22 protein-coding genes are annotated in these 22242 nt (G+C 73.0%); 12 read left to right on the forward strand and 10 right to left on the reverse strand.

Annotated elements, in window-relative coordinates:
• Positions 1-69: 69 nt before the first annotated feature.
• On the reverse strand, positions 70-324 hold the full coding sequence (locus tag ABD067_RS02500) for a hypothetical protein (RefSeq protein WP_343893566.1): 255 nt from the start codon (positions 322-324) through the stop codon (positions 70-72).
• A gap of 203 nt (positions 325-527) precedes the next feature.
• Positions 528-2030 carry a hypothetical protein gene (locus tag ABD067_RS02505; RefSeq protein WP_343893567.1) on the reverse strand — a complete coding sequence of 501 codons (1503 nt, stop codon included), beginning with the start codon at positions 2028-2030 and terminating at the stop codon, positions 528-530.
• Between the two features lie 376 nt (positions 2031-2406).
• Here ABD067_RS02505 and ABD067_RS02510 point away from each other — a divergent pair, with 376 nt between their 5' ends.
• From ABD067_RS02510 to ABD067_RS02530, 5 genes are all read left to right on the forward strand, one after another.
• Positions 2407-3195, forward strand: coding sequence for a hypothetical protein (locus ABD067_RS02510; protein ID WP_343893568.1), 789 nt, complete (start codon positions 2407-2409; stop codon positions 3193-3195).
• A 208-nt stretch (positions 3196-3403) separates the two neighbouring features.
• Positions 3404-3853, forward strand: coding sequence for a DUF2171 domain-containing protein (locus tag ABD067_RS02515; RefSeq protein WP_343893569.1), 450 nt, complete (start codon positions 3404-3406; stop codon positions 3851-3853).
• A 17-nt stretch (positions 3854-3870) separates the two neighbouring features.
• Positions 3871-4434 (forward strand): DUF2171 domain-containing protein, encoded by a 564-nt coding sequence (locus ABD067_RS02520; protein WP_343893570.1) that lies wholly within the window; start codon positions 3871-3873, stop codon positions 4432-4434.
• A 123-nt stretch (positions 4435-4557) separates the two neighbouring features.
• Positions 4558-6600 (forward strand): NAD(+) synthase, encoded by a 2043-nt coding sequence (locus ABD067_RS02525; protein WP_343893571.1) that lies wholly within the window; start codon positions 4558-4560, stop codon positions 6598-6600.
• A gap of 45 nt (positions 6601-6645) precedes the next feature.
• Positions 6646-7251, forward strand: coding sequence for a cysteine hydrolase family protein (locus ABD067_RS02530; protein ID WP_343893572.1), 606 nt, complete (start codon positions 6646-6648; stop codon positions 7249-7251).
• 34 nt (positions 7252-7285) lie between these two features.
• Here the strand turns inward: ABD067_RS02530 and ABD067_RS02535 are convergent, their stop codons facing one another.
• The 3 genes from ABD067_RS02535 to ABD067_RS02545 form a co-directional block, all read right to left on the reverse strand.
• The gene (locus ABD067_RS02535) at positions 7286-8083 is read right to left on the reverse strand and encodes an arginyltransferase (protein ID WP_408871500.1); all 798 of its coding nucleotides are present in this window, start codon (positions 8081-8083) and stop codon (positions 7286-7288) included.
• 92 nt (positions 8084-8175) lie between these two features.
• A complete protein-coding gene (locus tag ABD067_RS02540; protein ID WP_343893574.1) occupies positions 8176-10686 on the reverse strand; it encodes a penicillin acylase family protein in 2511 nt (836 codons plus the stop codon).
• A 288-nt stretch (positions 10687-10974) separates the two neighbouring features.
• Positions 10975-11217, reverse strand: a complete 243-nt coding sequence (locus ABD067_RS02545) for a hypothetical protein (protein ID WP_343893575.1) — start codon at positions 11215-11217, stop codon at positions 10975-10977.
• 1018 nt (positions 11218-12235) lie between these two features.
• Between ABD067_RS02545 and ABD067_RS02550 the strand changes: the two genes are divergently transcribed.
• Positions 12236-12508, forward strand: a complete 273-nt coding sequence (locus ABD067_RS02550; RefSeq protein WP_343893576.1) for a BrnT family toxin — start codon at positions 12236-12238, stop codon at positions 12506-12508.
• On the forward strand, positions 12471-12797 hold the full coding sequence (locus ABD067_RS02555) for a BrnA antitoxin family protein (RefSeq protein WP_343893577.1): 327 nt from the start codon (positions 12471-12473) through the stop codon (positions 12795-12797). The genes ABD067_RS02550 and ABD067_RS02555 overlap by 38 nt, the downstream gene beginning before the upstream one ends.
• 295 nt (positions 12798-13092) lie before the next feature.
• Here ABD067_RS02555 and ABD067_RS02560 read toward each other — a convergent pair whose 3' ends face one another.
• The 3 genes from ABD067_RS02560 to ABD067_RS02570 all read right to left on the reverse strand — a co-directional run bounded on the left by ABD067_RS02560 (position 13093) and on the right by ABD067_RS02570 (position 17242).
• Positions 13093-14091: a Bug family tripartite tricarboxylate transporter substrate binding protein gene (locus tag ABD067_RS02560; protein WP_343893578.1), complete on the reverse strand. Its 999-nt coding sequence runs from the start codon at positions 14089-14091 to the stop codon at positions 13093-13095.
• Between the two features lie 408 nt (positions 14092-14499).
• A complete protein-coding gene (locus ABD067_RS02565) occupies positions 14500-15120 on the reverse strand; it encodes an NUDIX hydrolase (protein ID WP_343893579.1) in 621 nt (206 codons plus the stop codon).
• A 124-nt stretch (positions 15121-15244) separates the two neighbouring features.
• Positions 15245-17242, reverse strand: coding sequence for a PhoX family protein (locus ABD067_RS02570; RefSeq protein ID WP_343893580.1), 1998 nt, complete (start codon positions 17240-17242; stop codon positions 15245-15247).
• Between the two features lie 170 nt (positions 17243-17412).
• Here ABD067_RS02570 and ABD067_RS02575 point away from each other — a divergent pair, with 170 nt between their 5' ends.
• A complete protein-coding gene (locus ABD067_RS02575; RefSeq protein WP_343893581.1) occupies positions 17413-17679 on the forward strand; it encodes a hypothetical protein in 267 nt (88 codons plus the stop codon).
• A gap of 190 nt (positions 17680-17869) precedes the next feature.
• On the opposite strand, the gene ABD067_RS02580 is transcribed toward ABD067_RS02575, so the two are convergent.
• Both ABD067_RS02580 and ABD067_RS02585 read right to left on the reverse strand, forming a co-directional pair.
• Positions 17870-18265, reverse strand: coding sequence for a (R)-mandelonitrile lyase (locus ABD067_RS02580; protein ID WP_343893582.1), 396 nt, complete (start codon positions 18263-18265; stop codon positions 17870-17872).
• 212 nt (positions 18266-18477) lie between these two features.
• On the reverse strand, positions 18478-18696 hold the full coding sequence (locus tag ABD067_RS02585; protein ID WP_343893583.1) for a hypothetical protein: 219 nt from the start codon (positions 18694-18696) through the stop codon (positions 18478-18480).
• Between the two features lie 531 nt (positions 18697-19227).
• Here ABD067_RS02585 and ABD067_RS02590 point away from each other — a divergent pair.
• The 4 genes from ABD067_RS02590 to ABD067_RS02605 all read left to right on the forward strand — a co-directional run.
• Positions 19228-19773, forward strand: coding sequence for a YciE/YciF ferroxidase family protein (locus ABD067_RS02590; protein WP_343893584.1), 546 nt, complete (start codon positions 19228-19230; stop codon positions 19771-19773).
• A 140-nt stretch (positions 19774-19913) separates the two neighbouring features.
• A complete protein-coding gene (locus ABD067_RS02595; protein ID WP_343893585.1) occupies positions 19914-20762 on the forward strand; it encodes a manganese catalase family protein in 849 nt (282 codons plus the stop codon).
• 106 nt (positions 20763-20868) lie between these two features.
• Positions 20869-21696 carry a sulfurtransferase/chromate resistance protein gene (locus ABD067_RS02600; RefSeq protein WP_343893586.1) on the forward strand — a complete coding sequence of 276 codons (828 nt, stop codon included), beginning with the start codon at positions 20869-20871 and terminating at the stop codon, positions 21694-21696.
• A partial coding sequence (locus ABD067_RS02605) for a chromate transporter (protein ID WP_343893587.1) occupies positions 21693-22242 on the forward strand: 550 nt, incomplete at its 3' end. The genes ABD067_RS02600 and ABD067_RS02605, both read left to right, overlap by 4 nt.

The raw sequence follows: 22242 nt of genomic DNA on the forward strand, positions 1-22242 counted from the left end.
GTCTCCTCAGTTCGGCGTGTCGCGTTCACCAGGGCGCCCGTGGCCGGATCGCCGGCGAGGCGGGCGGCGTCAGTACCCGAGCGGCGCGTCCGGCTCGAAGATCAGCGCGTCGCCGAACTCCGAACGGAGGGCCGCCGCGGCGCCGGGCGGGAGCGAAACCTCGAGGCGCTTGGCGGACGCCGCGTCCACGTCCGGGACGGTCGCGCCGGGGATCTGGCGCGCCCGGGCCTGGAAGCGGACCAGGGCCTCGGCCCCTCGCGGGCCGGGCGCCCGCGGCGCCACGAGGAAGTGCTCCTGCTCGGAAGGCTTGTGTTGGTTCGTCATGGGGTGGGGCGCGTCCCGATCGCGTGGGGTTGCGGAAGCCGGAGCATACCGCGCCGGCGGCGGCGGGGGGCAAAGGGCCCTCCGCCATCCGCGCGATGTGTCCGGCCCGGCATCCCGGGCGCGACCGCGTCATCGTCCCCTCCTGCCCGCCGCGGCGCCGGCCGGCCGTGCCGGGCCAGCGCCGCGCGCGCTCCGGCCACCGCTTAGAACGGCAGCCCGTAATGCTGATGGGTAGGCATGGTGGTGAGGATCGGCGGCCTCTGCTTCAGCCAGTTCTGGAGGAAGCCGAGCCCTTGCGGATCGAGATCCGCCGCCTCCTGGCCCGCCACCTGCGGCTGCGCCGCCAGGGGCAGGAACTGCCGCACGGTGTTCACCGCGTTCACCGCCTGCTGCGCCGTGCGCACCGCTTGCTGGGCGCCGCGGACCAGCTTGCCGAGGCTGAACCCCATCGGGTCCAGCTCGGGCGGCAGCATCGCCATCGGCTGCGGCCCGGCCGCGAAGGGCAGCATCGGCCCGACCGTGCCGAGCACGTTGCCGAACTGCTGCCCGAGCTGCTGGTGGCCCAGCCAACCGCCGAGCGTCCCGCCCAGCGACGGCCCGAGTTGGCCGAGCAGGTTGCCGACCGCGCCCTGCGGCGCGAACTGCTGCTGCTCCGGCCCCGCCGCGAGCGGCAGGAACTGGCGCACGGTGTTCACCGCGTTCACCGCCTGCTGCGCCGTGCGCACCGCCTGCTGCGCGCCGCGGACCAGCCTGCCGAGGCTGAACCCCATGGGGTCCAGTTCCGGCGGCAGCATCGCCATCGGCTGCGGCGCCGCCCCGAAGGGCAGCATCGGCCCGACGGCGCCGAGCACGTTGCCGAGCTGCTGGCCGAGCTGCGGCTGGCCGAACATCCCGCCCAGGTGCTGTCCGAGGGCCGGGCCGACCTGGCCGAGCAGGTTGCCGACCGCGCCCTGCGGCGCGAACTGCTGCTGTTGCTGGCCCGCCCAGGCGGCCTCAGGCCCGGCCGCCAGGGGCAGGAATTGCCGCACGGTGTTCACCGCGTTCACCGCCTGCTGCGCCGTTTGCACGGCCTGCTGGGCGCCGCGGATCAGCCGCCCGAGGTTGAACCCCATCGGGTCCAACTCGGGCGACACCTGGCCCGCCACGCCGCCGTCAAGACCGTTGCCGGCCGCATCGGGCGTCGCCGCCAAGGGCAGGAACTGGCGCACGGTGTTCACCGCGTTCACCGCCTGCTGCGCCGTTTGCACGGCCTGCTGGGCGCCGCGGATCAGCCGCCCGAGGTTGAACCCCATGGGGTCCAGCTCGGGCGACACCTGGCCCGCCGCCGGCTGCTGCGGCGCCGCCCCGAAGGGCAGCATCGGGCCGACCGTGCCGAGCACGTTGCCGAGTTGCTGGCCGAGCTGCGGCTGGCCGAACATCCCGCCCAGGTGCTGCCCGAAGGCCGGACCGACCGCCCCGATCATGTCACCGATCGCGCCCTGCGGCGCGAATTGCTGGCCCGGGTCCGCGCCGAAGGGGATCACGCGGCCCAGTTGCCGCCCGAGCATCCCCCCGACGACGCCGCCGGCAGGGCCGGCGACCATGCCGCCGACCGGCCCGGCGAGGGCCCCGAGAACTTTGCCGAAGATGCCCTGTGGGTCCATCTGCGCCGCACCGCCGTAGTACGACGGCCACGGGTTTTCGGGCGCGTAAGCGCTGCCTGACATCGCTTCGTCCTCCCTCAACGGCTTGTTGGGCACGACCGCGGCCGCCGATGCGGCGACGGGCGTGTCTGCCTGGCGAGCGGGCCGGGGGAGTGGTCGAAGCGACGATCCGACCCGGTCACACATACCCAGCCTCGATCGCAAGGCCAGGATAGCACTCTGACACTACAATTCATATGCGATTTCCTTTTGTTACGGTTACATATTCCGGTCGGAACCACCCGTTCGGGTGGATCGGGGGCGGCGTCCGTGCGTTCGCGTCGGTGACCGTGCCGCCCCGGCCGGCCGCCGCCGCGGCGTCCGCGTCGCAAGCGGACGCGCAACCCCTGGAGCGGGCCGCAAGCCCGCAAGCGCTGGGAAAGAGGCTCGAACGAGAGAGATGGACCTGCCGCTCTACGCCGCCCTCGGCGCCGCCGCGCCCCCGCCGTCGCACGGCGAGGCGCCCGCCTCCTCCTGGGAGGCCGCGCCGCCGCTGCCGCTCGACGAACCGCCGCGCCCGGCCGCAACGCCCGTCGAGATCGGCGCGCGGCTCTGGGGGCCGTTCCAGCGGCTCTACATGGAAGGCAAGGCCGGCGGGCACGCCTACACCATCGCCACCGGCGCCTTCGAGGCATGTCCCTTGCCGGACGGCGAGATGCGAATCTCCACCCACCTGCACGTCCCCGGCCCCGAGGGCGTCGGCGTGGTCGAGCTGGCGATGGTCCGATCCGCTTCCGGCGAACTGCGCGATACCGAGATGGCCGAGCGCCCGGGCACGCCGCTGGACCCGGCGTCGCGCGAAGCCTTGGCGCCGGGCCTGTCCCGCTCCTTCGGCGGCTTCCTGCGTCGCCAATCCTTGGCGACGGGCGACGCCTTCTCCATCGGCGGCGGCACGGGCGCCCTCGCCTGCCGCGTGGTCGGGTCGTCGGGGTACCGCGGGCGGCCGGTGCTGTTCGTGCGCTGCGCGGGCGCGCAGCCCATTGGCGTGGACGGCGGGTGGTCCGGCGTGGTCGCATCGGACGGCCACGCCGCCGTGGACATCGAAACCGGCGTCGTCCTGCTGAGCCACCTTGAGGGGCGGATCGTCTCCGCCGCGGCGCCGTGCCAGGCCGCTGCCGCCGGCGAGGGCGCCGGTCCGCTGTTCAGCGTGCGGTCGTGGTTCGCGCTCGAAGCGAGCCCGGAAGGCTGACATGCGTGTTCCCCGCGCGGCGGTCCTTGGTGACGCCGCGCGGGGACCGGGGTAGCAGCGCGCCGGCCGGGGCCGCTGTGCGGTGGCTCACTGCCTGGGCGGCGCGAACCCGGCCGCGGTCCGCCGCGTTCCCCCGCGACACGGAAGGGGAGACGCCGCCGCGATGGCCGACGCAGGGAAGTTGGACCCCGGAGGGATCAGGAACCGCATGGCCGTCGTGGGTTCCGACGGGCGGCACGTGGGGTTCGTGGACAAGGTCGAGGGCGAGTGGATCAAGCTCGCCAAGGACGACCCGCAACTGCCCGAGGGCGCGGAGCACCGCTTCCTGCCGCTCACCACCGTGGCCGGGCTCGACGGCGGCCTCGTGCGCCTTTCCATGCCGGCCGAGCAGGCGGGCGAAGCCGTGGAAACCGAATCCGACATGGCGCGCAAGCGCGACCTGCGCCTGGAGGAAGGCCGCGGGCCGGGCCAAGTGGAGCCCGACAGCCCGCACGGCAGCCGCGGCGCCAAGCACGGCGGGCCGAAGGGGCAGCGCGAGCACGGCATGAGCGGCCAAGCCCCTGGCCCGCCGGGGCAGACCTCCTTCGGCGTCCACGGGCCGGCGGACGGCAACCCTGCGCCGGACGCGCAGCGCCGCCGGTCCTCGCCCGAGACCTGAACCAGGAGCACCGCACCATGCAGCAGCAACAGCAACAGCAACAGCAACAACTCGCGGGGCAGATCCGCGAGCACATGGAGGTCGTCGGCTCCGACGGCGGCCACGTCGGCACGGTGGACAAGGTCGAGGGCAGCCGGATCAAGCTCACCAAGAAGGACGACCCGGACGGCTCCGGCGCCCACCACCACCACCTCCCGCTCGACGCCGTGGCCTCCGTGTCCGGCAGCCAAGTGCGGCTCAAGGCGCCCGCGCAGCAGGCGAAGCAGATGGCAGCCCGCGGCGGCGGGACGGACGAAGGGATGGGCGCCAACGCCGGCGTCACCGGCGCGGGCACCATGGAAGCGGGCCAGATGGACATGGCCGGGGGCCGCGGCCCGGACCTGGGCGGCATGACCGGCGGCACGAACCTGCGCGACGGGGTGACCGACACCGGCGCGGCGGCCGGCGCTTCCGGCCTGTCCGGCGACACCGCCCCGGGCACGATCAGCGGCCGCGAGGCCGGCGGAGTGGGCGGCTCCATGCACCCGGGCGGCGGCGGCGGCACGAGCGGCCGTGGCACGGGCGGCGGCACGGGCGCCTGACGCCCGCTCGGCGGACGCGGGCGCCGTAGCCCGGCGCGGGCGGTCGGCGCCACGCGCGACGGGAGGAGGCGCCGCGCGGCGCGGTGACTTGCGCGCGTGCGCGCCCCGGTGCCCACTGCCGCGATGAGCTTCCTCTCCGCCTACCGGCACGGCTTCGCCCGGATCGCCGCCTGCACCATCCGTTCGGCGCTCGCGGACCCGGCGGCCAATGCCGAGTCCATCCTGTGCGTCGCGCGGAAGTGCGACGCCCGCGGCGCCGCGGTCGCGGCGTTCCCGGAACTCGCGCTCTCCGCCTATTCCATCGAAGACCTGCTGTTGCAGGACGCGCTGCTGGACGGCGTGGAGCGGGCCGCGGCCGGGATCATCGAGGCTTCGCGCGGGTTGCTGCCGGTGCTCGTGCTCGGCGCCCCGATGCGCCACGCCGGACGCGTCTACAACACGGCGCTGGTTGTCCACCGCGGCCGGCTGCTTGGCGTAGTGCCCAAGAGCTACCTGCCGAACTACCGCGAGTTCTACGAGCGGCGGCAAACCGCCCCCGGTGACGGCGCGCCGCCCGGCGACGCGCGCTTCGCCGGCCAGGCCGCGCCCTTCGGGTCCGACCTGCTGTTCGAGGCGGAGGACGTGCCCGGCCTCGTCCTCCACACCGAAATCTGCGAGGACTTCTGGATTCCGGTCCCGCCCTCCTCGCTCGCCGCGCTGGCCGGCGCGACGGTGCTGCTGAACATCTCCGGCAGCCCGATCACCATCGGCAAGGCGGACACGCGGCGGCTGCTCTGCCAGTCGCAGTCCACCCGCTGCCTCGCTGCCTATGTCTACACCGCCGCCGGCGCCGGCGAGTCCACCACCGAGGTTTCCTGGGACGGGCAAGCGGAGATCTTCGAGAACGGCACGCTGCTCGCCGAAACCGAGCGCTTCCCCACGGAAGCGCGCATGGCGGTGGCGGACGTGGACCTCGACCTCCTGCGCCAGGAGCGCATGAGGATGGGCACCTTCGACGACAACCGCCGCGCCATGCCGGCGGCACAAGGCTTCCGCCGGGTCGGCTTCCGGCTGGACCCGCCGACGGGCGACATCGGCTTCGAGCGCCGCGTCGAGCGCTTCCCCTTCGTGCCCGCCGACCCGGCGCGGCTCGAACAGGACTGCTACGAGGCGTACAACATCCAGGTCGCCGGCTTGGTGCAGCGCCTCACCGCCGCCCGCATCAAGCGCGTGGTGATCGGCGTCTCCGGCGGCCTCGACTCCACCCAGGCGCTGATCGTCGCGGCCAAGGCGATGGACCTGATGGGCCGGCCGCGGACCGACATCCTCGGCTACACCATGCCCGGCTTCGCCACGAGCGAGGGCACCAAGGGCAACGCGCACCGCTTGATGCGCGCGCTCGGCGTCGTGGCCGAGGAGCTGGATATACGCCCGGCCGCACGGCAAATGCTGTCCGACCTCCGCCATCCCTTCGCGCGCGGCGAGCCCGTGTACGACGTCACCTTCGAGAACGTCCAGGCGGGGCTGCGGACCGACTACCTGTTCCGCGCGGCCAACCACCAGGATGGGATCGTGCTCGGCACCGGCGACCTGTCGGAGTTGGCGCTCGGCTGGTGCACCTACGGCGTCGGCGACCAGATGTCGCACTACAACGTCAACGCCGGCGTGCCCAAGACGCTGATCCAGCACCTCATCCGCTGGGTCGTCTCCTCGCGCCAGTTCGACGACGCGGTGGGGGCGACGCTGGAGGCGATCCTGGGGACCGAGATCTCGCCTGAGCTGGTGCCGGCCGACGACAGCGGCGCGATCCAGAGCACCGAGTCCAAGATCGGCCCCTACGCGCTCCAGGACTTCAACCTGTTCTACACGCTGCGCTTCGGCTTCCGGCCGTCCAAGATCGCCTTCCTGGCGCTGCGGGCCTGGAGCGACGCGGGGCGCGGCGATTGGCCCCCGGGCTTCCCGGCCGAGCGGCGCGGCGCCTACGCGCTGCCCGAGATACGCCGATGGCTCGAAGTGTTCCTCCAGCGCTTCTTCGGCTTCAGCCAGTTCAAGCGCTCCGCGATGCCGAACGGGCCGAAGGTGGCGGCGGGCGGCTCGCTCTCGCCCCGCGGCGATTGGCGGGCGCCCTCCGACGGCAACGCCAACGCTTGGCTGGAGGAGTTGCGGCGCAACGTGCCGTCGGAATAGCGCGGCGCGGCGCATCCCGACGGCGCTTCGTCCGTTGTGGGCCGCATGGAACAAGGACACCTCCAGCACGGGCCGCTGGGCGAGAACTGCGCCCACCTCTGCGTCGACATGCAGAACCTCTTCGTGGACACGGACTGGCACACGCCCTGGATGAAGCGGGTGCTGCCGGTCGTGGAGCGCATCGCCCGCGCCAAGCCGGACCGCACGGTCTTCACCCGCTTCATCCCGGCCGAGCGCCCCGGCGAAGGCGAGGGGACGTGGCGCCGCTACTGGGAGCGGTGGTCGTCCATGACGCTCGAATCCCTGCCGCCGGGCGCCGCGGACCTGCTTCCGCCGCTCAAGGCGCTGGTGCCGCCGGCGGAGGTCATCGACAAGCGCGTCTACTCGCCCTGGGTCGGGTCGGACCTCCACGAGCGGCTGCGCGCGCGGGGGGTGGACACGCTGGTGGTTTCCGGCGTGGAGACCGACGTGTGCGTGGCCGGGGCGGTGCTGGGGGCCGTGGACCTGGGCTACCGCGTGGTGGTGCCCACGGACGCCATCTGCTCCTCGTCCGACGAGACGCACGACGCCCTTCTGACGCTCTACCGGCGGCGTTACGCGCAGCAGGTGGAGACGGTGGTTTCGGACGAAATACTGCGGGCTTGGGGGTGAGGCGCGGCGTTCGGGCTGAGGGCGGGGCGGCGCTTCACCCGGCCGTTTCGCGCTCGCGCGGCGACGACGGCGTGGGCGTGGCGACGGTGGTGGTTTGGCCGTCGGCGGGCTGCTCCTCGAGCACGCGCCAGATGCCGCCGACCAGGACCTCGCTCGGGCGGAAGCGGCTCTTGTACGACATCTTGCGGCTCTCGGGCACCCAGTAGCCGAGGTAGACGTAGGGCAGGTTCAGCGCCCGGGCGCGCGCGGCGAGCCAGAGAATCGCCCAGGTGCCGAGCGAGCGCCGCGTCTCCTCCGGGGCGAAGAAGGAGTAAACGGCGGAAAGGCCGTCGGAGAGCCAGTCGGTGAGGCAGGCGCCGAGCAGCGCGTCCGCCCCGTCGCGGAACTCCACCATGCCGGTGGTGATGGGCGTGTCCTCCACCATGGCGCGGTAGTCGTAGAAGCCCATGGCCGCCATGTCGCCCTCGCCGTGGCGGGCCTGTTGGTAGCGCTGGAACAGGGCGAATTGCTCGGCGGTGGCGCGGGCGGGCAGCTCGGCGCCGCGGACGTCGGCGTTGATGCGCTCCAGTTTCCGTTGCGCCCGGTTGAGTTCGACGTTCGCGGCCTGGACGCGGATGGGGATGCAGGCGTTGCAGCCGGGGCAGACCGGCGAATAGGCGATGTTGTGGCTGCGGCGGAAGCCGGCGCGGGACAGGCGGTCGTGCAGCGCCTCGGCGTCCGAGCCGGTGAGCTCGGTCACGATCTTCCGCTCCGTCCGGCCCGCCAGGTATGGGCAGGGCAGCGGCGCGGTGGTGTAGAAGAACTGCGGGCGGCGGTTGGGTCGGTGGAGCATCTCTGCTGGCGTTTCGGCGTCGGCGGGAGTGTCGGCGGGCGGGGAGCGGGAATCAACCTCCGATGCGCGCGCCGGTTCGCGAGGACAACCGGTCACGGCGTCGGCAGGAGCCGGAACCGGCCCCCTTCCCCGCCGTCCGCCGGGGCGCGGCCGAGCGACACGGTGCCGCCGTCTCGCCACGCCGGCAACAGGTCGCCCCAGTGCCGGGACAGCGGGTGGGCGGATTGGCCGGTGGCGATGACGGCGAGCGTCCGGTCGGGATCGGCGAGGTCCGCAACCAACCGCAGGCCGGCGCCGTGGACGTGGCGCCAGGAGGCCGGGCCGGCGCCGCGCATCCCGCCGCGGCTCACCGTTTCCTCGTCGCCGCCGGTCGGCGCTTGGAGGCGGGTCCAGCCGCCGAGGAGGGGGACGAAGCGCAGGATGGGGTGTTCGAATCGCGCGACGTGGACGCGGCCCCAGCGCCACGCCGCGGGGTCGGAGCCTTCGGTGGCTTGCAGTTCGGCCACGGCGTCCCGCAGCGCGCGGGCGGCGAGCGCGGGGCAGTCGCCGGCGCACCAGGGCGCGGCGGCGCGGCCATCGGGCGAAAGGACACGGCTCAGGAACTCGGGGCCGCCGGCGCCGGGCGGGGCGCCGCCGTTCTCCAGCGCGAGGCGGCGGGCGGCGCGCATCCAGGCGTTGAACAACAGCGGCTCCGGCCGGTCGGCGGCGATGTTCCCGTCCCAGGCGAGCAGGAGGTCGCGGGCCTTGGCGGCGGCGGCGTCCTCCGGCCGCGGCGACTGGCGCAGGACCGCGTCGGGCGCCGTCGCCAGTTCGCGCGCGAGCAGGGAGACGGTGTCGCGCTGCATGGCGGCGAAGTTCGGCGCGTCGTGGCGTTCGCGGGACGCGAGCATCTCGCCGATGCGGCGGAAGCGCCAATCGCCGAACCAGTCGCGGCCCAGGTGGACCGGGTGGCCGGACGGCGAGACGCGGTTGTTGGCGTTGGCCAGCGCGCCGCCGGGCGGGTCTTCGGCGTGCGGCAGGGCGTCGAAGGGCACCCAGCCGGCCCAGTCGTGCGAGCCGTCGGCGCCGGGCGCGGGGAGCGCGCCGTCGCCGGCGCGGCGGATCGGCGTGCGGCCGGTGAGCGCCATTGCGATGCCGCCGGCGGCGTCGGCCATCATCAGGTTCTGAGGCGTGCCGGTGACGAGGGCGGCGGCGGCCTTGCCCTCCTCCACCGTGCGGGCGCGGTTCAGGGCCAGCAGGCCGGCGGCGGAGGTGTCGTCCGGCGCGAGGTTGGCCATCGAGACGGCGAGGATTCGGCCGCCGGCGCCATCTGGGTCGAGGTCGGAGATGACGGGGCCGTGGCGGGTTTCGCGCACGCGGAGGCGGACGGGGTCGCCGCCGCGCACCGCTATCGTCTCCTCGCGTACCGTGAAGGGGCGCGGGCCGTCCGGCGTCGCGTAGGCGCCGGGGCCGGCGGGGGTTTCGACGAACACGTCCTGGGTGTCGGAATGGGTGGTGGTGAAGCCCCAGGCGAGGTCGCGGGTGCGGCCGATGACGATGCCGTGCACGCCGGGGCTGGTGGCGCCGGCCATCATCCGGCCGTCCGCCAAGTCGATGCGCGCCAGGTACCAGAGCACCGGGGCGTTGAAGCCGAGGTGCGGGTCGGAGGCGAGCAGCGGCGCGCCGGAGGCGGAGCGGGCGCCGGAGACGGCCCAGGCGTTGCTCGCCGAATCCGGCAGGGTGCCGGGGCCGGGGAAGCGCGGCAGCGCGGCGAGCAGGCGGGACAGGTGGGCGGGGTCCGCGTCCGTTGCGGCTTGGCCGTTCGGGCCTGGCCGTTGGCGGTCCTCCGCGCCGTGCCCTCGTTGCGATCCGTCGGGGCGGTGGCGCGCGGGCGCGGCCGTGATGGTTTCGGACGAATTCGTGGGGAGCGCGCGCGCATCCTTGCGTGGCGGCGCCCCGTCGCCGGCGGTGGCGGGCGCGGGGAGCGCGTCCGGGCGGCCGGGGCTGTCGTCGGCGGGCCAGAGGTCGGACAGGCGTTCGGGTGGCAGGATGGCGGCGAGGCGCGCGTGCTCCAGCTCCTGGCGCCAATTCCCGGACAACCAGAGGCCCATCACCTTGCCCCAGAGCAGGCTGTGTTCCGGGCGCCAGGGCTCGGGGGCGCCGAGCGGGATGAACTCGGGCGCGGCGAAGCGGCCGCGTTCGGCGATCCAGGCGTTGACGCCGGCGGCGTAAGCTTCGAGCACGGCGCGCGTCTCGGCGGGTAGGATGGCGAGGTCGGCTTCGGCGCGACGCAGCAGGCCGAGCGTGCGGACGAAGCGGTCGTTCATCAGCATCGCGGGGCCGGCGAGTTCGGCCAGGCGGCCGGAGGCGCCGCGGCGCATCATCTCCATGGGGAACATGCGGTCGCGCGCGTGCAGCCAGCCGAGGGCGGCGGCGGCGTCCTGCTCCGTGGCGGCGGCGATGCGCGGGATGCCGTGGCGGTCCAGCGCGACTTCCACGGGGGCGGAAAGGCCGGGGATGCGAGTGGCCGCGTGCGAGGGCGGCAGGCTCCACCAGAGCAGGCCGGCGGCGGTGCCCGCGGCCAAGAGCAGAACGGCGGCGAGGCCGAACAAGACGCGGCGCAACCGGCGCCGGCGCCGCGGGCGTGTGCGGACGGCGGCCATGCCTGCCTTTCGCGTGTGGCGTGGCCGACGATGTGGGGCGGGCGGCGGGGCTGTCCACCACGGCGGTGCGGGCGGCCGGCGCGCGGCGGCGCCGTTCGCCCGCCCGCTCGCGCCGCGGGCCATGCCGAGCGGGCCTCGCCGGGCGGCAGCCGTTGTTGCCGGGCGGCGGGACGGTGCCGCGCCGTGGCCGGTGCGCTTCGGTGCCGCGTTGGCGGGTGAGCGCGCGCGGCGCGGCGGCGGCGCCGTCCTTCACCACGGGGCCATGCAGCGGTTGATGCGCCGGCCGCCGCTGGCGGCCCAGAGCAGCTTGTTGGCGGCCCGGAGGAAGTCCGGGTGGGGCATCATCGCCCGGGCCGCCTCGAGGCCGCGTTGGCGGAGGCATTCTTGGACCGCGCGGAGGCGGTTTTTGACGAGTTCGGACAAATGGGGGTCGGGCAGGAAGACGGACGGCGCGCGCAGGGCGGAGAAGAAGCGGAGGCGGCGGGCGAGCACGACGCCCTGGACGCCCAGGATGCGCCAGGCGCGGCGGTAGGTGCGGCAGATCCAGGACTCCAGGCGGCGGAGGATGTCGATGCCTGGGCGGTCGGGGTCGGCGAGGGCTTGGAGCAGCTTGGTCCAGAGGCCGGCTTGGGCCCAGCGGCGGAACTGGCGGGCGCGACGGTGTCCGGCTTGCCGAACTCCGGCGCGAGGGCGCGCCAGGGCGGCAGGTGGCGCTGCCGGCGGGCGGCGAGCCAGAAGATGGCGTCGAGCCGGCCGCGGGGGTCGCGGACGGGGCCGTTGTGGCGGACGACGAAGGGGGAGAGGACGGCCCACTCGTCGTCGGAGAGGGGCTCCCAATCGCGCCAGGTGGTGGAGTGGCGGCGGCCGTTGGCGAGGCGGCGGCGGATGCGGTCGCGGGCCGCCTCGGCCTCGGCGCGGACGCGCGCGAGCATGGCGGCGCGGGTTTCGGTGGTGGCGGCGGTGTGGGAAGCGGGTCCGGTCGGGAGGGTGATGTTGGTGGCTGTCATGGCGGGGCGGCCGCTGCTGCGTTGAACGGCGGAGCAGAGCATGGCTACGGGACGGAAGTAAAGAATATCTTCCTAGTAACTCCAAAGCCTCTTCGATGGAGCAAGCCTCAGGCGATGGACCTTCCGTCAGCGACGGTCGCGTTAACGACGACAATGTGGCGCACTGCCGCGATGAAGCATTGCGGTGAGTTAAACACGCTGCCGAAAAAGGTTGACGAGCCGGTTGTTGGGTCGGTCCGCAGCAACAGCAAGGCGGCACGGGAGGGCCACCGTAAATGACTGCCCTTGAGCGCCGAGGCGCTGGACGTTGCGTAGCGTCCAGCGCCTCGGCGGTCTGGTGGATGCAAAGCGGCTCGGTTCAGGATTGGAAAGGCTTGACTTGCATATACAAAATGTATATACATTCCTTATGTGTGCCGCAGAAGCACATGCCCAAACACGGAGCCCACTGAGGATGTTTAATAGAAAGCGCAACGAATTCTCGGATCGAGGACACACTCGGAATGGACTTCGAATGGGACGAGGCCAAGCGAATCGAGAACATTGAAAAACACGGCTTCGACTTTGTTTCAGCGCTGCGGTTGTTCTCGGGCGATCACACGCGCAAGCGCGCGCATGACGGCTGGGGCGGCGAGGAGCGCTGGATGGCCACGGGCATCATCCACGGGCTGTACGCCACCGCGATCTACACGTTGCGCGGCGAGATCATCCGGATGATCTCGCTCCGGAGGGCACGCGATGAGGAAAGAAGACACCATCAAGAAGTATTCGGCTGACGAGCTGCTTCGCATGGCGGAGCGCGGCGAGGACCGGACGGACCTCACCCGGCTCAAGGCCATGTCCGAGGCGGAGTTGGAGCGGTCCATCGCCGCCGACCCGGATTGGCGCGACGTGCCCCGGGATTGGTACCGGGGTGCTGAAGCAGTCACGCCCCGGGCCAAGGTCCCGGTGTCCATCCGCCTGGACGCGGACCTTGTGGAGTTCTTCCGCGGCCAGGGGCGGGGATGGCAGACCAGGGTCAACGCCATCCTGCGCGCCTACGCCGAGGCCGTGAAGGCGGGTTAGCCCGCGCGGTCCGCCTTTCCGGCGCGAGGCGAGATCCGGCGGCAATCCGTCGCCCGGCTCGGGCGGGTTGCCGGCGCCGGCCCGCGCGAGGATTTCCATCGCCCGCGCGGGGTTGGAGCGCGCCGCGCGCCCGGCGAATTAGCGTTCCCCCTCCATTTGCGAACCGGCGTCGGCTGCGGCGATGGAGAGCAGGTACTTGTTCAGGCTCACGCCCGCCCGCTCGGCTTGCGCAGCAACCGCGGCCTTGAGGTCGCGTCGGGTATGCGGAGGGGACGGCGCCCGCCGGAGCCCCCCGTCACGCCTTGAGGCCGAGCTTCTTCACCATCTCCGCTTCCTCCTTCGCCATTTGCCGCGCGAAGACCGTGTAGTCGGCGCTGTTCTTGTACATGATCGGCATGTCGTAGCGGTCGAGCACCGCGGTGTGCGACGGGTCGTGCAGCGCTTCCTTGAAGGCGTCGTGCAGCACCTTCACCACGCCGGGGTCCATCCCCTTCGGCCCGGCTAGGCCGTAGGGCGAGGCCGAGACGATGTCGATGCCGGTTTCGCGCAAGGTCGGCACCTGCGGGAAGCGCTTGGCGCGCTCCTCGGTCCAGGTGACGAGCAGGCGGAGCCTGCCGTCCTCCACGAGCTGCGCCCAGCCGGAACTGTCGGCCAGCGCGTCGGTCTGGCCGCCGAGCAGCGCTTGCAGGTTGTCGGAGAAGCCGCGGAAGGGCACGTGCGTCCAGTCGATGCCGCGCTTCTCGGCGATCTGCTCCATGGTGATGTGGAGCGAGGTGCCGGCGCCCGGCGTGCCGTAGTTGACCTTGCCGGGGCTGCGCTTGGCGTGGGCCAGGAACTCTTCGAAGGTCTTCCAGGGCGACTCGGCCCGCACCACCACGCCGAACAGGTAGCCGGTGAGGTGGACGACGTAGGTGAAGTCCGCCACCGGGTCGAAGGGCGGGCGGGAGGACATGGCGGGGTAGCGGAAGACGCTGATGGGCATCTGTGCCAGGGCGTAGCCGTCGGGCCTCTCGTTCAGCAGCGCCTGGGCGCCGAGGATGCCACCGGCGCCCGACTTGTTTTCCACCACCACCGGCTGGCCGAGGCGCTTGGAGGCGGCGTCGCAGAGGGCGCGCATCTGCACGTCCGTGGTGCCACCGGGCGCCCAGGGGACCAGCATGCGGACGGGGCGGCTCGGGAAGGCACCGGATTGGGCCACGGCGGGGCGGGCGAGGCCGTGCGTCCCATCGGCGACGGCGAGCGACGACCCTCCCAGCGCCAGGGCGGCGCGGCGGCTGATGCGAGCGGACGACATGGCGTGCGCCTCCGAGTGTTTTGTTGCTTGACCGGCTTCACGGACGGCCGGGTGCCGCGGGCCTAACGCGCGGGGCCGCCACGGACCACGCCGGCGCGGGGCGCGGGCGATCACGCCCACGTCATCCAGAACGGTCGCACCGGCTTCGTTACGAAAATTTGAAGGTTCCGGAACCGCTTGGAGGCGGTTCAGCCGCCGAAGTATTTTGTTGCGACAAAGAATCTTGTTAACCTGTGGTTGTTCCCTGCTCCAGCGGAGGCGTGGACGATGGTCCATAGGTCGCGCATAGCACCCCCGTCCGACCTGCGGTCGCTGCGGCAACAAGGCCGCGCGGGCCGGCCTCACCCGGTCCAGGCCGCGCTGAAGCACGTCGTGGCCGCCGTCCTGTTGGCGGGCGCGTTCTACGCGCTACCGAAGGTCTTCGGCCCGGCCTTTTTCCACGACCAACTCGGAGGCGCGTTGTCCGCCGCCGCCGCTGCCGGTGAGTGGGTGCGGGCCGCCCTGGTGGCCGCCTTCGAGAGCATCCCCGTGCGGTGAGGCCGGGACGCCCGGGGGCGCTTGGCCCTCTTCGGGGGAGCCGGGTCCGGGCAGGGCCAACCGCAGCAGGAGGGTGACGAGGCCCGCCTCCTCCACCGCCATCGCCGCTTCGGCGGGACCGAACCACCGCCGTTGGCGCTGGCGCCACTCCGGCCACTTGTCCAGCAACCGCTCCACGCGCAGCGGGAACACCCGGACCGAGCAGGCCGTCAGCCGGTCGCGCGGGCCGCGCTTGAGGTAGTCGTAGCGGCCGATCGCCCGCCGCGCCACGTCGCCCACGACGCCCGCCTCCTCGAAGGCTTCCTTGGCGGCCAGGGCGTGCGCCGAAAGGCGCTTCTCCATCCAGCCTTTCGGCAGCACCCAACGGCGTGTTTCGCGGCTGGTGACGAGCAGCACCCGGAGCTCGCCCCCTTGCCAGGTGAAGGGCAGCGCCGCGCACTGCCGCCCCCGCCTTTCCCTGCCCTCGCCGGCCTCTCTGCCTTTGCCGGACACGCCGCCCGCTCTCCCAAGAAATGCGCCAGGGAAGATATCCCATACCTTATACGCGCTTGGCGTCCAAGTCGCTCAAGTCGTTCAACCAACGCGGCAGGGCGCCCTGGCGCCGTCCCACCCGGCGTCAACCCACCGGCCCACCGCCGCGCCGGGTGATGGCGACAACGCTCGGGCGCGGTGGTCGATCCGGCAGGAAATCGGGCCAGCGGGTGGAGGGCCGGTCGAAGCTGCTGTCCGGGTCCTCGCCCGGGTGCTGGATGGCGAGGAACAGGGTCGTGTCGTCCGGCGTGAAGCGCGGGCCGCAGACCTCCGCGCCGGTTGGGGCCTGGTAGAAGAGGCGCGTCAGCGCCCTGCCCCGCCCGGCCGTGTCGGCGGCGTAGAGCCCGTCCACCAGGCCCGCGGCGTCGTCGGCGCCGTCGGTGGCGATCCAGATGCGGCCGCGGCTGTCGAAGGCGCAGTTGTCCGGGCAGGACAGCCAGCCGACGTCGGAGGTGGCGCGGTGGTACTGCGCGCCGGGGTCCACGCCGGGCTTGCCGCCGGCGATGAAGATGTTCCAACGCGCTTCCGGCGCGGCGTGGTCGGGCGCGCCCGCGGCGGCGGGCGGCGGGACGATCTCCAGCACGTGGCCGTGGACGTTGCGCGGGCGCGGGTTGGCAGCGTTCACCTGCGCTTCGGTGCGCAGGACGTTGTTGGTCAGCATGACGTAGACGCGGCCGTTGACGGGGTTGGTTTCCACGTCCTCGGGCCGGTCCATAGGCGTGGCGCCGAGCAGGTCGGCGGCGCGGCGCGTTTCCACCAGCACGTCGCCCTGGCCGGTGAAGCCGTTGGCGGCGGTGAGCGGGCCTTCCCCGTGGACCAGCGGCAGCCAGCGCACGGTGCCGTCCGCCTCGAAGCGCGCGACGGAGAGCGTGCCCTCGTCCAGCAGGTCGCGGTTGGCCGCGGGGTCGTCCGGGTTCCACGGGCGGGCGGTGACGAAGCGGTAGACGTACTCGAAGCGCTCGTCGTCGCCGCTGTAGAACACCACGCGCCCGTCGGGGGCGAGGGCGTGGGTGCAGCCCTCGTGCTTGAAGCGGCCGAGCGCGGTGCGCTTCACCGGGACGCTGCCGGGGTCGTAGGGGTCGAATTCCACCACCCAGCCGAAGCGGTTGGGCTCGTTCGGCTCGCGGTCGAGGTCGAAGCGCGGCTCGAAGCGGCCCCAGGTGTAGACCCCGGCCTTGGTGATGGCGTAGCGCTTGTAGGCGTCGCGCTGTTCGCCCGCCTCCGCCGCCTCGCCCGAGAAGTAGAAGTTGAAGTTCTCCTCCGCCGTCAGCACCGTGCCCCAGGGCGTGTTGCCGCCGGCGCAGTTGTTGAGGGTGCCGAGCACGCGCCTCCCTTCCGGGTCGGCGGAGGTGCGGAGCCGCGGGTGGCCGGCGGCGGGGCCGCTGACCCGCATGGGCGTCCCGGCGGTGATGCGGCGGTTGAAGCGGCTTTCGCGCACCGGCGCCCACCGCCCGTCCCCGCCGCGCTTCACCTCCACGACGCTGGCGCCGTGCGCCATCATCTCGGTGCGCGCCTGCGCCTCGTCCACGCGGCGCCGCGACTCCAGGAGGCCGGCGCCGAGGCCGGGGAACATCAATTGCGTGCTGGCGTACTCGTGGTTCACCACCAGGACGCCGTGGCCGCTGTTCCGGCTGCCGCGGGGCAGCGGGAAGAAGTCCAGGTAGTCGCAGTTGTAGCCGAATTGCCGCGCCTGGGCCTCGGCGCTCTGGCGCAGCGGGTCGAACTCCGGCGCGTCCGGCAGGATCGGGTCGCCCCAACGCAGGACCGTCTGGATCTCGTGGCCCTCGGCCACCGCGTCGCCTTCCGCGCTCTGGTGGCGCAGTTCCGGGAAGCGGAGGGAGGAGATGCCGGCGCCGGGCGTGTTGCCGCTGCTGTGCGCCGCCGGTTGCGCCGCCACCGCCGCCGTGGAGGACAGGAGGCGCTCGGCCAGCCCGGCCGCGGCACCGGCGCCGAGGAGGCCACGCAGCGCCGCCCGGCGGTCTAGGCGCCGCGCGATCACCTCGCCTATGGGGCGGCGCGGGTCGGGGTTGCTCCCGATGTCCTCGATCTCGACCGGCTCGCCGGGCGCGGCCCCCTGCGTCATCGCTTCGATCTCCGGCCGCCGGCGCTTCGGTGCCGGAGCGGCGCCGGACGGTTCCGCAATCTAGTGTGCGCCAGCGCACGGCGCGAGGCTCGCCACGGAAGTATCACGCGCCTTGGAAGGCGCGCGCCGGCCAGCGCGGTCGCGGCCGCGCCGGCACGGGAGGGGCGGCGATGGCGGTCACGGGCGACGCGGTGACGGGGCGGCCGACGGCGCTGCCCACCCGGAAGGTGGCGGCCGGCGGCGCCGCCGGGACGATGGCCACCATGGTGATCTGGCTCTACGACACCTGCGGCCTCCCCGGCGCGCCCATCGCGCCCGAGGTCGCCGCCACCCTGGCCACGGTGGCGACCTTCGCGGCGTCCTACGCGACGCCGCCGGCGCCTATCGAGACGGTTCTGCCGGACGAGGACGAACTCCCGCTACAGCATTTCGGCTGACTCGCCGGCCGCGAGGCGGGTGCCGGTTCGGCGCGTCGGGCCGCCTGGGCCTTGCTCGCCGAGGCCGCACGCGCGCCTTGCCCCCGCGGCATCCGGCCGGCCTGCCCGGCGGCGTAGCGGTCCGGTCGCCGGCCCGCGGCGGGCCTTCGCCGTTCGTGCGCCGGTGCCGAGTCAGGCCTTGTCCATGGGTTCAGCCCCGGTACTGCTCGTCCGTGACGTGCTCCATCCAAGTGACGGCCTTCCCGTCGAGCCTCTCCTGGATGGCGATGTGGGTCATGGCCGTGTCCGGCGCGGCCCCGTGCCAGTGCTTCTCGCCGGGCGGGAACCAGACCACGTCGCCCGGCCGGATCTCCTCGACCGGCCCGCCCTCGCGCCGCGCCCGTCCGAGGCCGGACGTCACGATCAGGGTCTGGCCGAGCGGGTGGGTGTGCCACGCGGTGCGGGCACCGGGCTCGAAGGTGACGTGGGCGCCGGCGGCTCGCCCCGGGTCGGCCGCCTCGAACAGCGGATCGACGCGCACGGCGCCGGTGAAGTACTCCGCGGGCCCCTTGCCGGACGGGCGCGACCCGGCTCGCTTGATCTCCATCACTTCTCCCCTTCGCTTGTCCGAAACCCAGGTTGCGGCCGCGAGCGCCGGTCCGGCGACCAGGGCCCGTCGGCGCCTGAGCCATTCGAGTGCGTCGACAAAGCGCAGGACGCGACGGGAGGGGCGCCGTCTTCCCGCGGCGCTTATCGACGGCGCGCCTGTCCTTCAGCCGCGTCCGCAGCCGCTCCACCGCGCCGGGGCTCCAGACGCGCTCACGGAAAGCGTCCCGTACGCGCCAGTTCCTTCCAGAGCACGGCCGCGATGGTAACGTTCACCGTCGCGTCCTCGATGTCGCGGAACACCGTGTCGCAACCCTGGAAGGGCGGCAGCGTGTCGACGCCGCGCAGGATCACCCGCCCGTTCGCCTCCAGGCGCGCTTGCGCCACGATGAAGCCGCCAAAGAGAACCAGCCAGCCCGGACTGCGCTCCAAGCCGAAGACCGCCTGCCGCCATGAGACTCGCGGAAAGCGGCGGTTCGCCGTCCCTGCCCCATTAGTGCAGCCTCCCACTTGGCCGCCGACACCGCGGTCCGCTCCTAGGTGGGACGACGCGCCCGGTTGCCGAGGCGGAGGCGCGGCCGGTCTGCTGCTCCGGTAGGAGACAACGCGTGGGCGCACCGATGGATGCCGCATCGTACAAAAATCGTGCATGCCGGCCGTTCGGGTACTGCCGCATCCGTTGCCAGGCGTTGCCGGCAGCCCAGGAGGTGGCAAACCCTGGCCCGCGGCGCCGGCCGGGGGTGCCGCCGGCCCGGGCGCCGGGCAGGAACACCTTGCCGGAGTCGGGCGCGCGGGCGTTTCGCATCGCCTTCGCCCTTCGCCGAACGCCTGCTCGTGCTGGCCGGGGCGCGCGCCCCCCGCCCACCGGATCGCAGGCGGATCGCACCGCAACCCGCCGGGGTCGCGCGCCGTTCGGCGGGCACGGCGGCGGCGGGCGCCGCCGGCACCAGGGGGAGATGCGGTATGGACGAAGTCACCAAGCTGATGGTGGAGCAGTTGCGCGACGCCTACAGCGCCGAGAAGCAGGGGCTGCGGGCGATGCCGCGCGTGGCCAAGAAGGCCACCTCGCAAGCGTTGAAGGAAGCGTTCCAGATGCACGCCGAGCAGACCGAGCACCAGGTCGAGCGGCTGGAGCAGGCGCTGGAGAAGCTGGGCGCGCGGCCGGGGCGCAAGGTCTGCGAAGGGATGCGCGGCCTCATCGAGGAGGCGCAATCCGAGCTGGAGGACCACGACAAGGGGCCGATCCTGGACGCGGTGATCGTCGGCGCCCAGCAGCGCATGGAGCACTACGAGATCGCCGCCTACGGCACCATCGCCGCGCTGGCCAAGGCCGCGGGGCAGCAGGAGATCGCCGACCTGATGGCGCAGACGCTGCAAGAGGAGAAGCAGGCGGACGAGAAGCTCACTCAACTCGCCGAAAGCGAACTGAACCCGGCGGCGATCCAGAGCGGAGCCCAGGGGGCCGAGGCGGCGGGCGGCAAGGGCGGCGGGAAGCGCTCCTCCGGCTGAGCCGGCGCTTCGCTGCCGCGTGCGGAAAGGTCGGCGTCGTTGCTTCAGCGGCGCCGAACCGCCCTCCTCCGCACGGGTTCTGGCCGCGTCCGGACAGCGGAGGTTCCATGTTCTACAGCGACGGCAAGCTGTAGTACCCGGTGCGGGTCGAGCGCCCCAACCCCGGCTTCGCGCGCGCGTCTCAGCAGGCTATCGGCGGCGTGGAGGGCGAGATCCGCGTCATGATGCAGCACATGTTCCAGGCCTGGGGCAGCCGCGGGCCGAAGAAGTACCGCGACATGCTGCTCAACACCGGCACGGAGGAGATCGGCCACATCGAGATGCTCTCCACCGCGGTGGCGCTGAACCTCGAAGGCGCGCCGCTCTCCTTCCAGGAGCAGGTGTCGAACGACCCCGTGGCGGGCGCGGCGCTCAACGGCGTGAACATGCGCCACATCCTCCCGGCCGGCCTCGCCGCGACGCCGGAGAACTGCAACGGCGTGCCTTTCAACGCGAGCCACGTCTACGCCAGCGGCAACATCGCGGGCGACATGTACGCCAACGTCGCGGCGGAGGCGACCGGCCGCGTGCTGGCGACGCGGCTTTACAACATGACGGACGACCCGGGCATGAAGGACATGCTGGCCTTCCTGATCGCCCGCGACACCATGCACCAGCAGCAGCGGCTGGCAGTGATCGAGGAACTGGGCGGGTACGAGAAGCAGCTGCCGATCCCGAACTCCTTCCCGCAGGGCGAGGAGCGCCGGAAGTTCTTCTACGCCTTCTTCGTGCACGACACGGCGAAGGAGGTGCCGGAGGGACGCAGGACGCAGGGGCAGTCGCTCGACGGCAAGGGCCAGTTCAAGCCCATGAGCTCCGAGCCGCTGGGCGAGGAGCCGACCTTGCAGAAGCCGCGCCCGGACAGCGGCGCGCAAACGGACCAGATGGGAATGGGCTCGTCCATCGCCGCGGCGGCCACCAAGCTGGTGGGCGGCGGCAGCATGGCTTGACACCGGGCGGGGCGTTCTGGATCATTCCCTCTGAGGGGCAGTCCGCGATCGCCCCGTGAGGCCCCGGCCCAAGCATCGCGTCCGCGCTTCTTGCGAGTGGACGCCCATGCCCTCTTTCAACGAGATCACCGTCGCGCAGCTCGGCCGCTTGATCGGCCTGCCCGACGCCCTGGCCGTCATCGACGTCCGCACGGACGAGGACGCCGCGGCGGACCCGCGCCTCGTTCCCGGGTCGGTGCGCCGCGACTGGCGGCGGACCGGCGAGTGGGCGCACGGGTTCGCCGGCCGCCGCGTCGTTGTCCTGTGCCAGCGCGGGCTCAAGCTGAGCCAGGGCGCCGCCGCCTGGGCGCGGCACGAGGGGGTGGAAGCGGAAACCCTGGAGGGCGGCTTCGAGGCCTGGAAGGCCGCCGGGGCGCCGTTGCTGCGCGCCGATCGCCTGCCGCCCCGCGACCCGGCCGGCCGCACGGTCTGGGTCACGCGGCACCGCCCGAAGGTGGACCGCATCGCCTGCCCTTGGCTGATCCGGCGCTTCGTGGACCCCGGCGCCGTGTTCCTGTTCGTCGCGCCGTCCGAGGTTTCCGCGGTGGCCGAGCGGTTCGGCGCGACGCCCTTCGACGTCGAGGGCGTGGAGTGGAGCCACCGCGGCGAGCTTTGCACCTTCGACGTGATGCTCCGCGAATGGGGGCTGGAAACGGAGGCGCTGTCCCGCTTGGCGGGCGTCGTGCGCGGCGCCGACACGGCGCGGTTCGATTTGGCGCCGCAATCGGCCGGGCTGCTCGCGGTGTCGCTCGGCCTGTCGCGGATGCACAAGGACGACTTGGCGCAACTCGACGCGGGCTTGGCGGTTTACGACGCCTTGTACCGCTGGTGCCGAGACGCGGTGGACGAAGCGCACAACTGGCCGACGCCCGCCAAGGGCGCCGTCGCCTCGTGAACGTCGAGCCGCCGCGGGCCTTCCCGAGCTTCGCCGATGCGGTCCGCGTGTGGTTCCGCATCGGCTGCCTGTCGTTCGGCGGGCCGGCGGGGCAGATCGCGCTGATGCACCGGGAGGTGGTGGACGAGCGCCGTTGGGTGTCCGACGCGCGCTTCCTGCACGCGCTGAACTTCTGCACGCTCCTGCCGGGGCCGGAGGCTCAGCAGCTCGCCACCTATCTCGGCTGGTTGATGCACGGGGTGCGCGGGGGACTGGCGGCGGGGCTGCTGTTCGTCCTGCCGGGCGCGCTGGTGATGCTGGCCTTGTCGGCGCTGTTCGTCGCCTTCGGCGCCGTGCCGTTGGTGGCGGCGCTGTTTTTCGGGCTCCAATGCGCCGTGCTGGTGCTGGTGGTCGAGGCGCTGCTGCGGGTGGCGAAGCGGGCGCTGCACGGCGGCGTGCCTTGGGCGGCGGCGGGGGCGGCCTTCGCGGCGCTGTTCCTGTTCGGCCTGCCCTTCCCGCTGGTGGTGCTGGCGACGGCGGCGGTCGGCGCGCTGCTGCCCGGGCGGT

This window comes from Craurococcus roseus (genome assembly GCF_039523795.1).
Taxonomy (GTDB): domain Bacteria; phylum Pseudomonadota; class Alphaproteobacteria; order Acetobacterales; family Acetobacteraceae; genus Craurococcus; species Craurococcus roseus.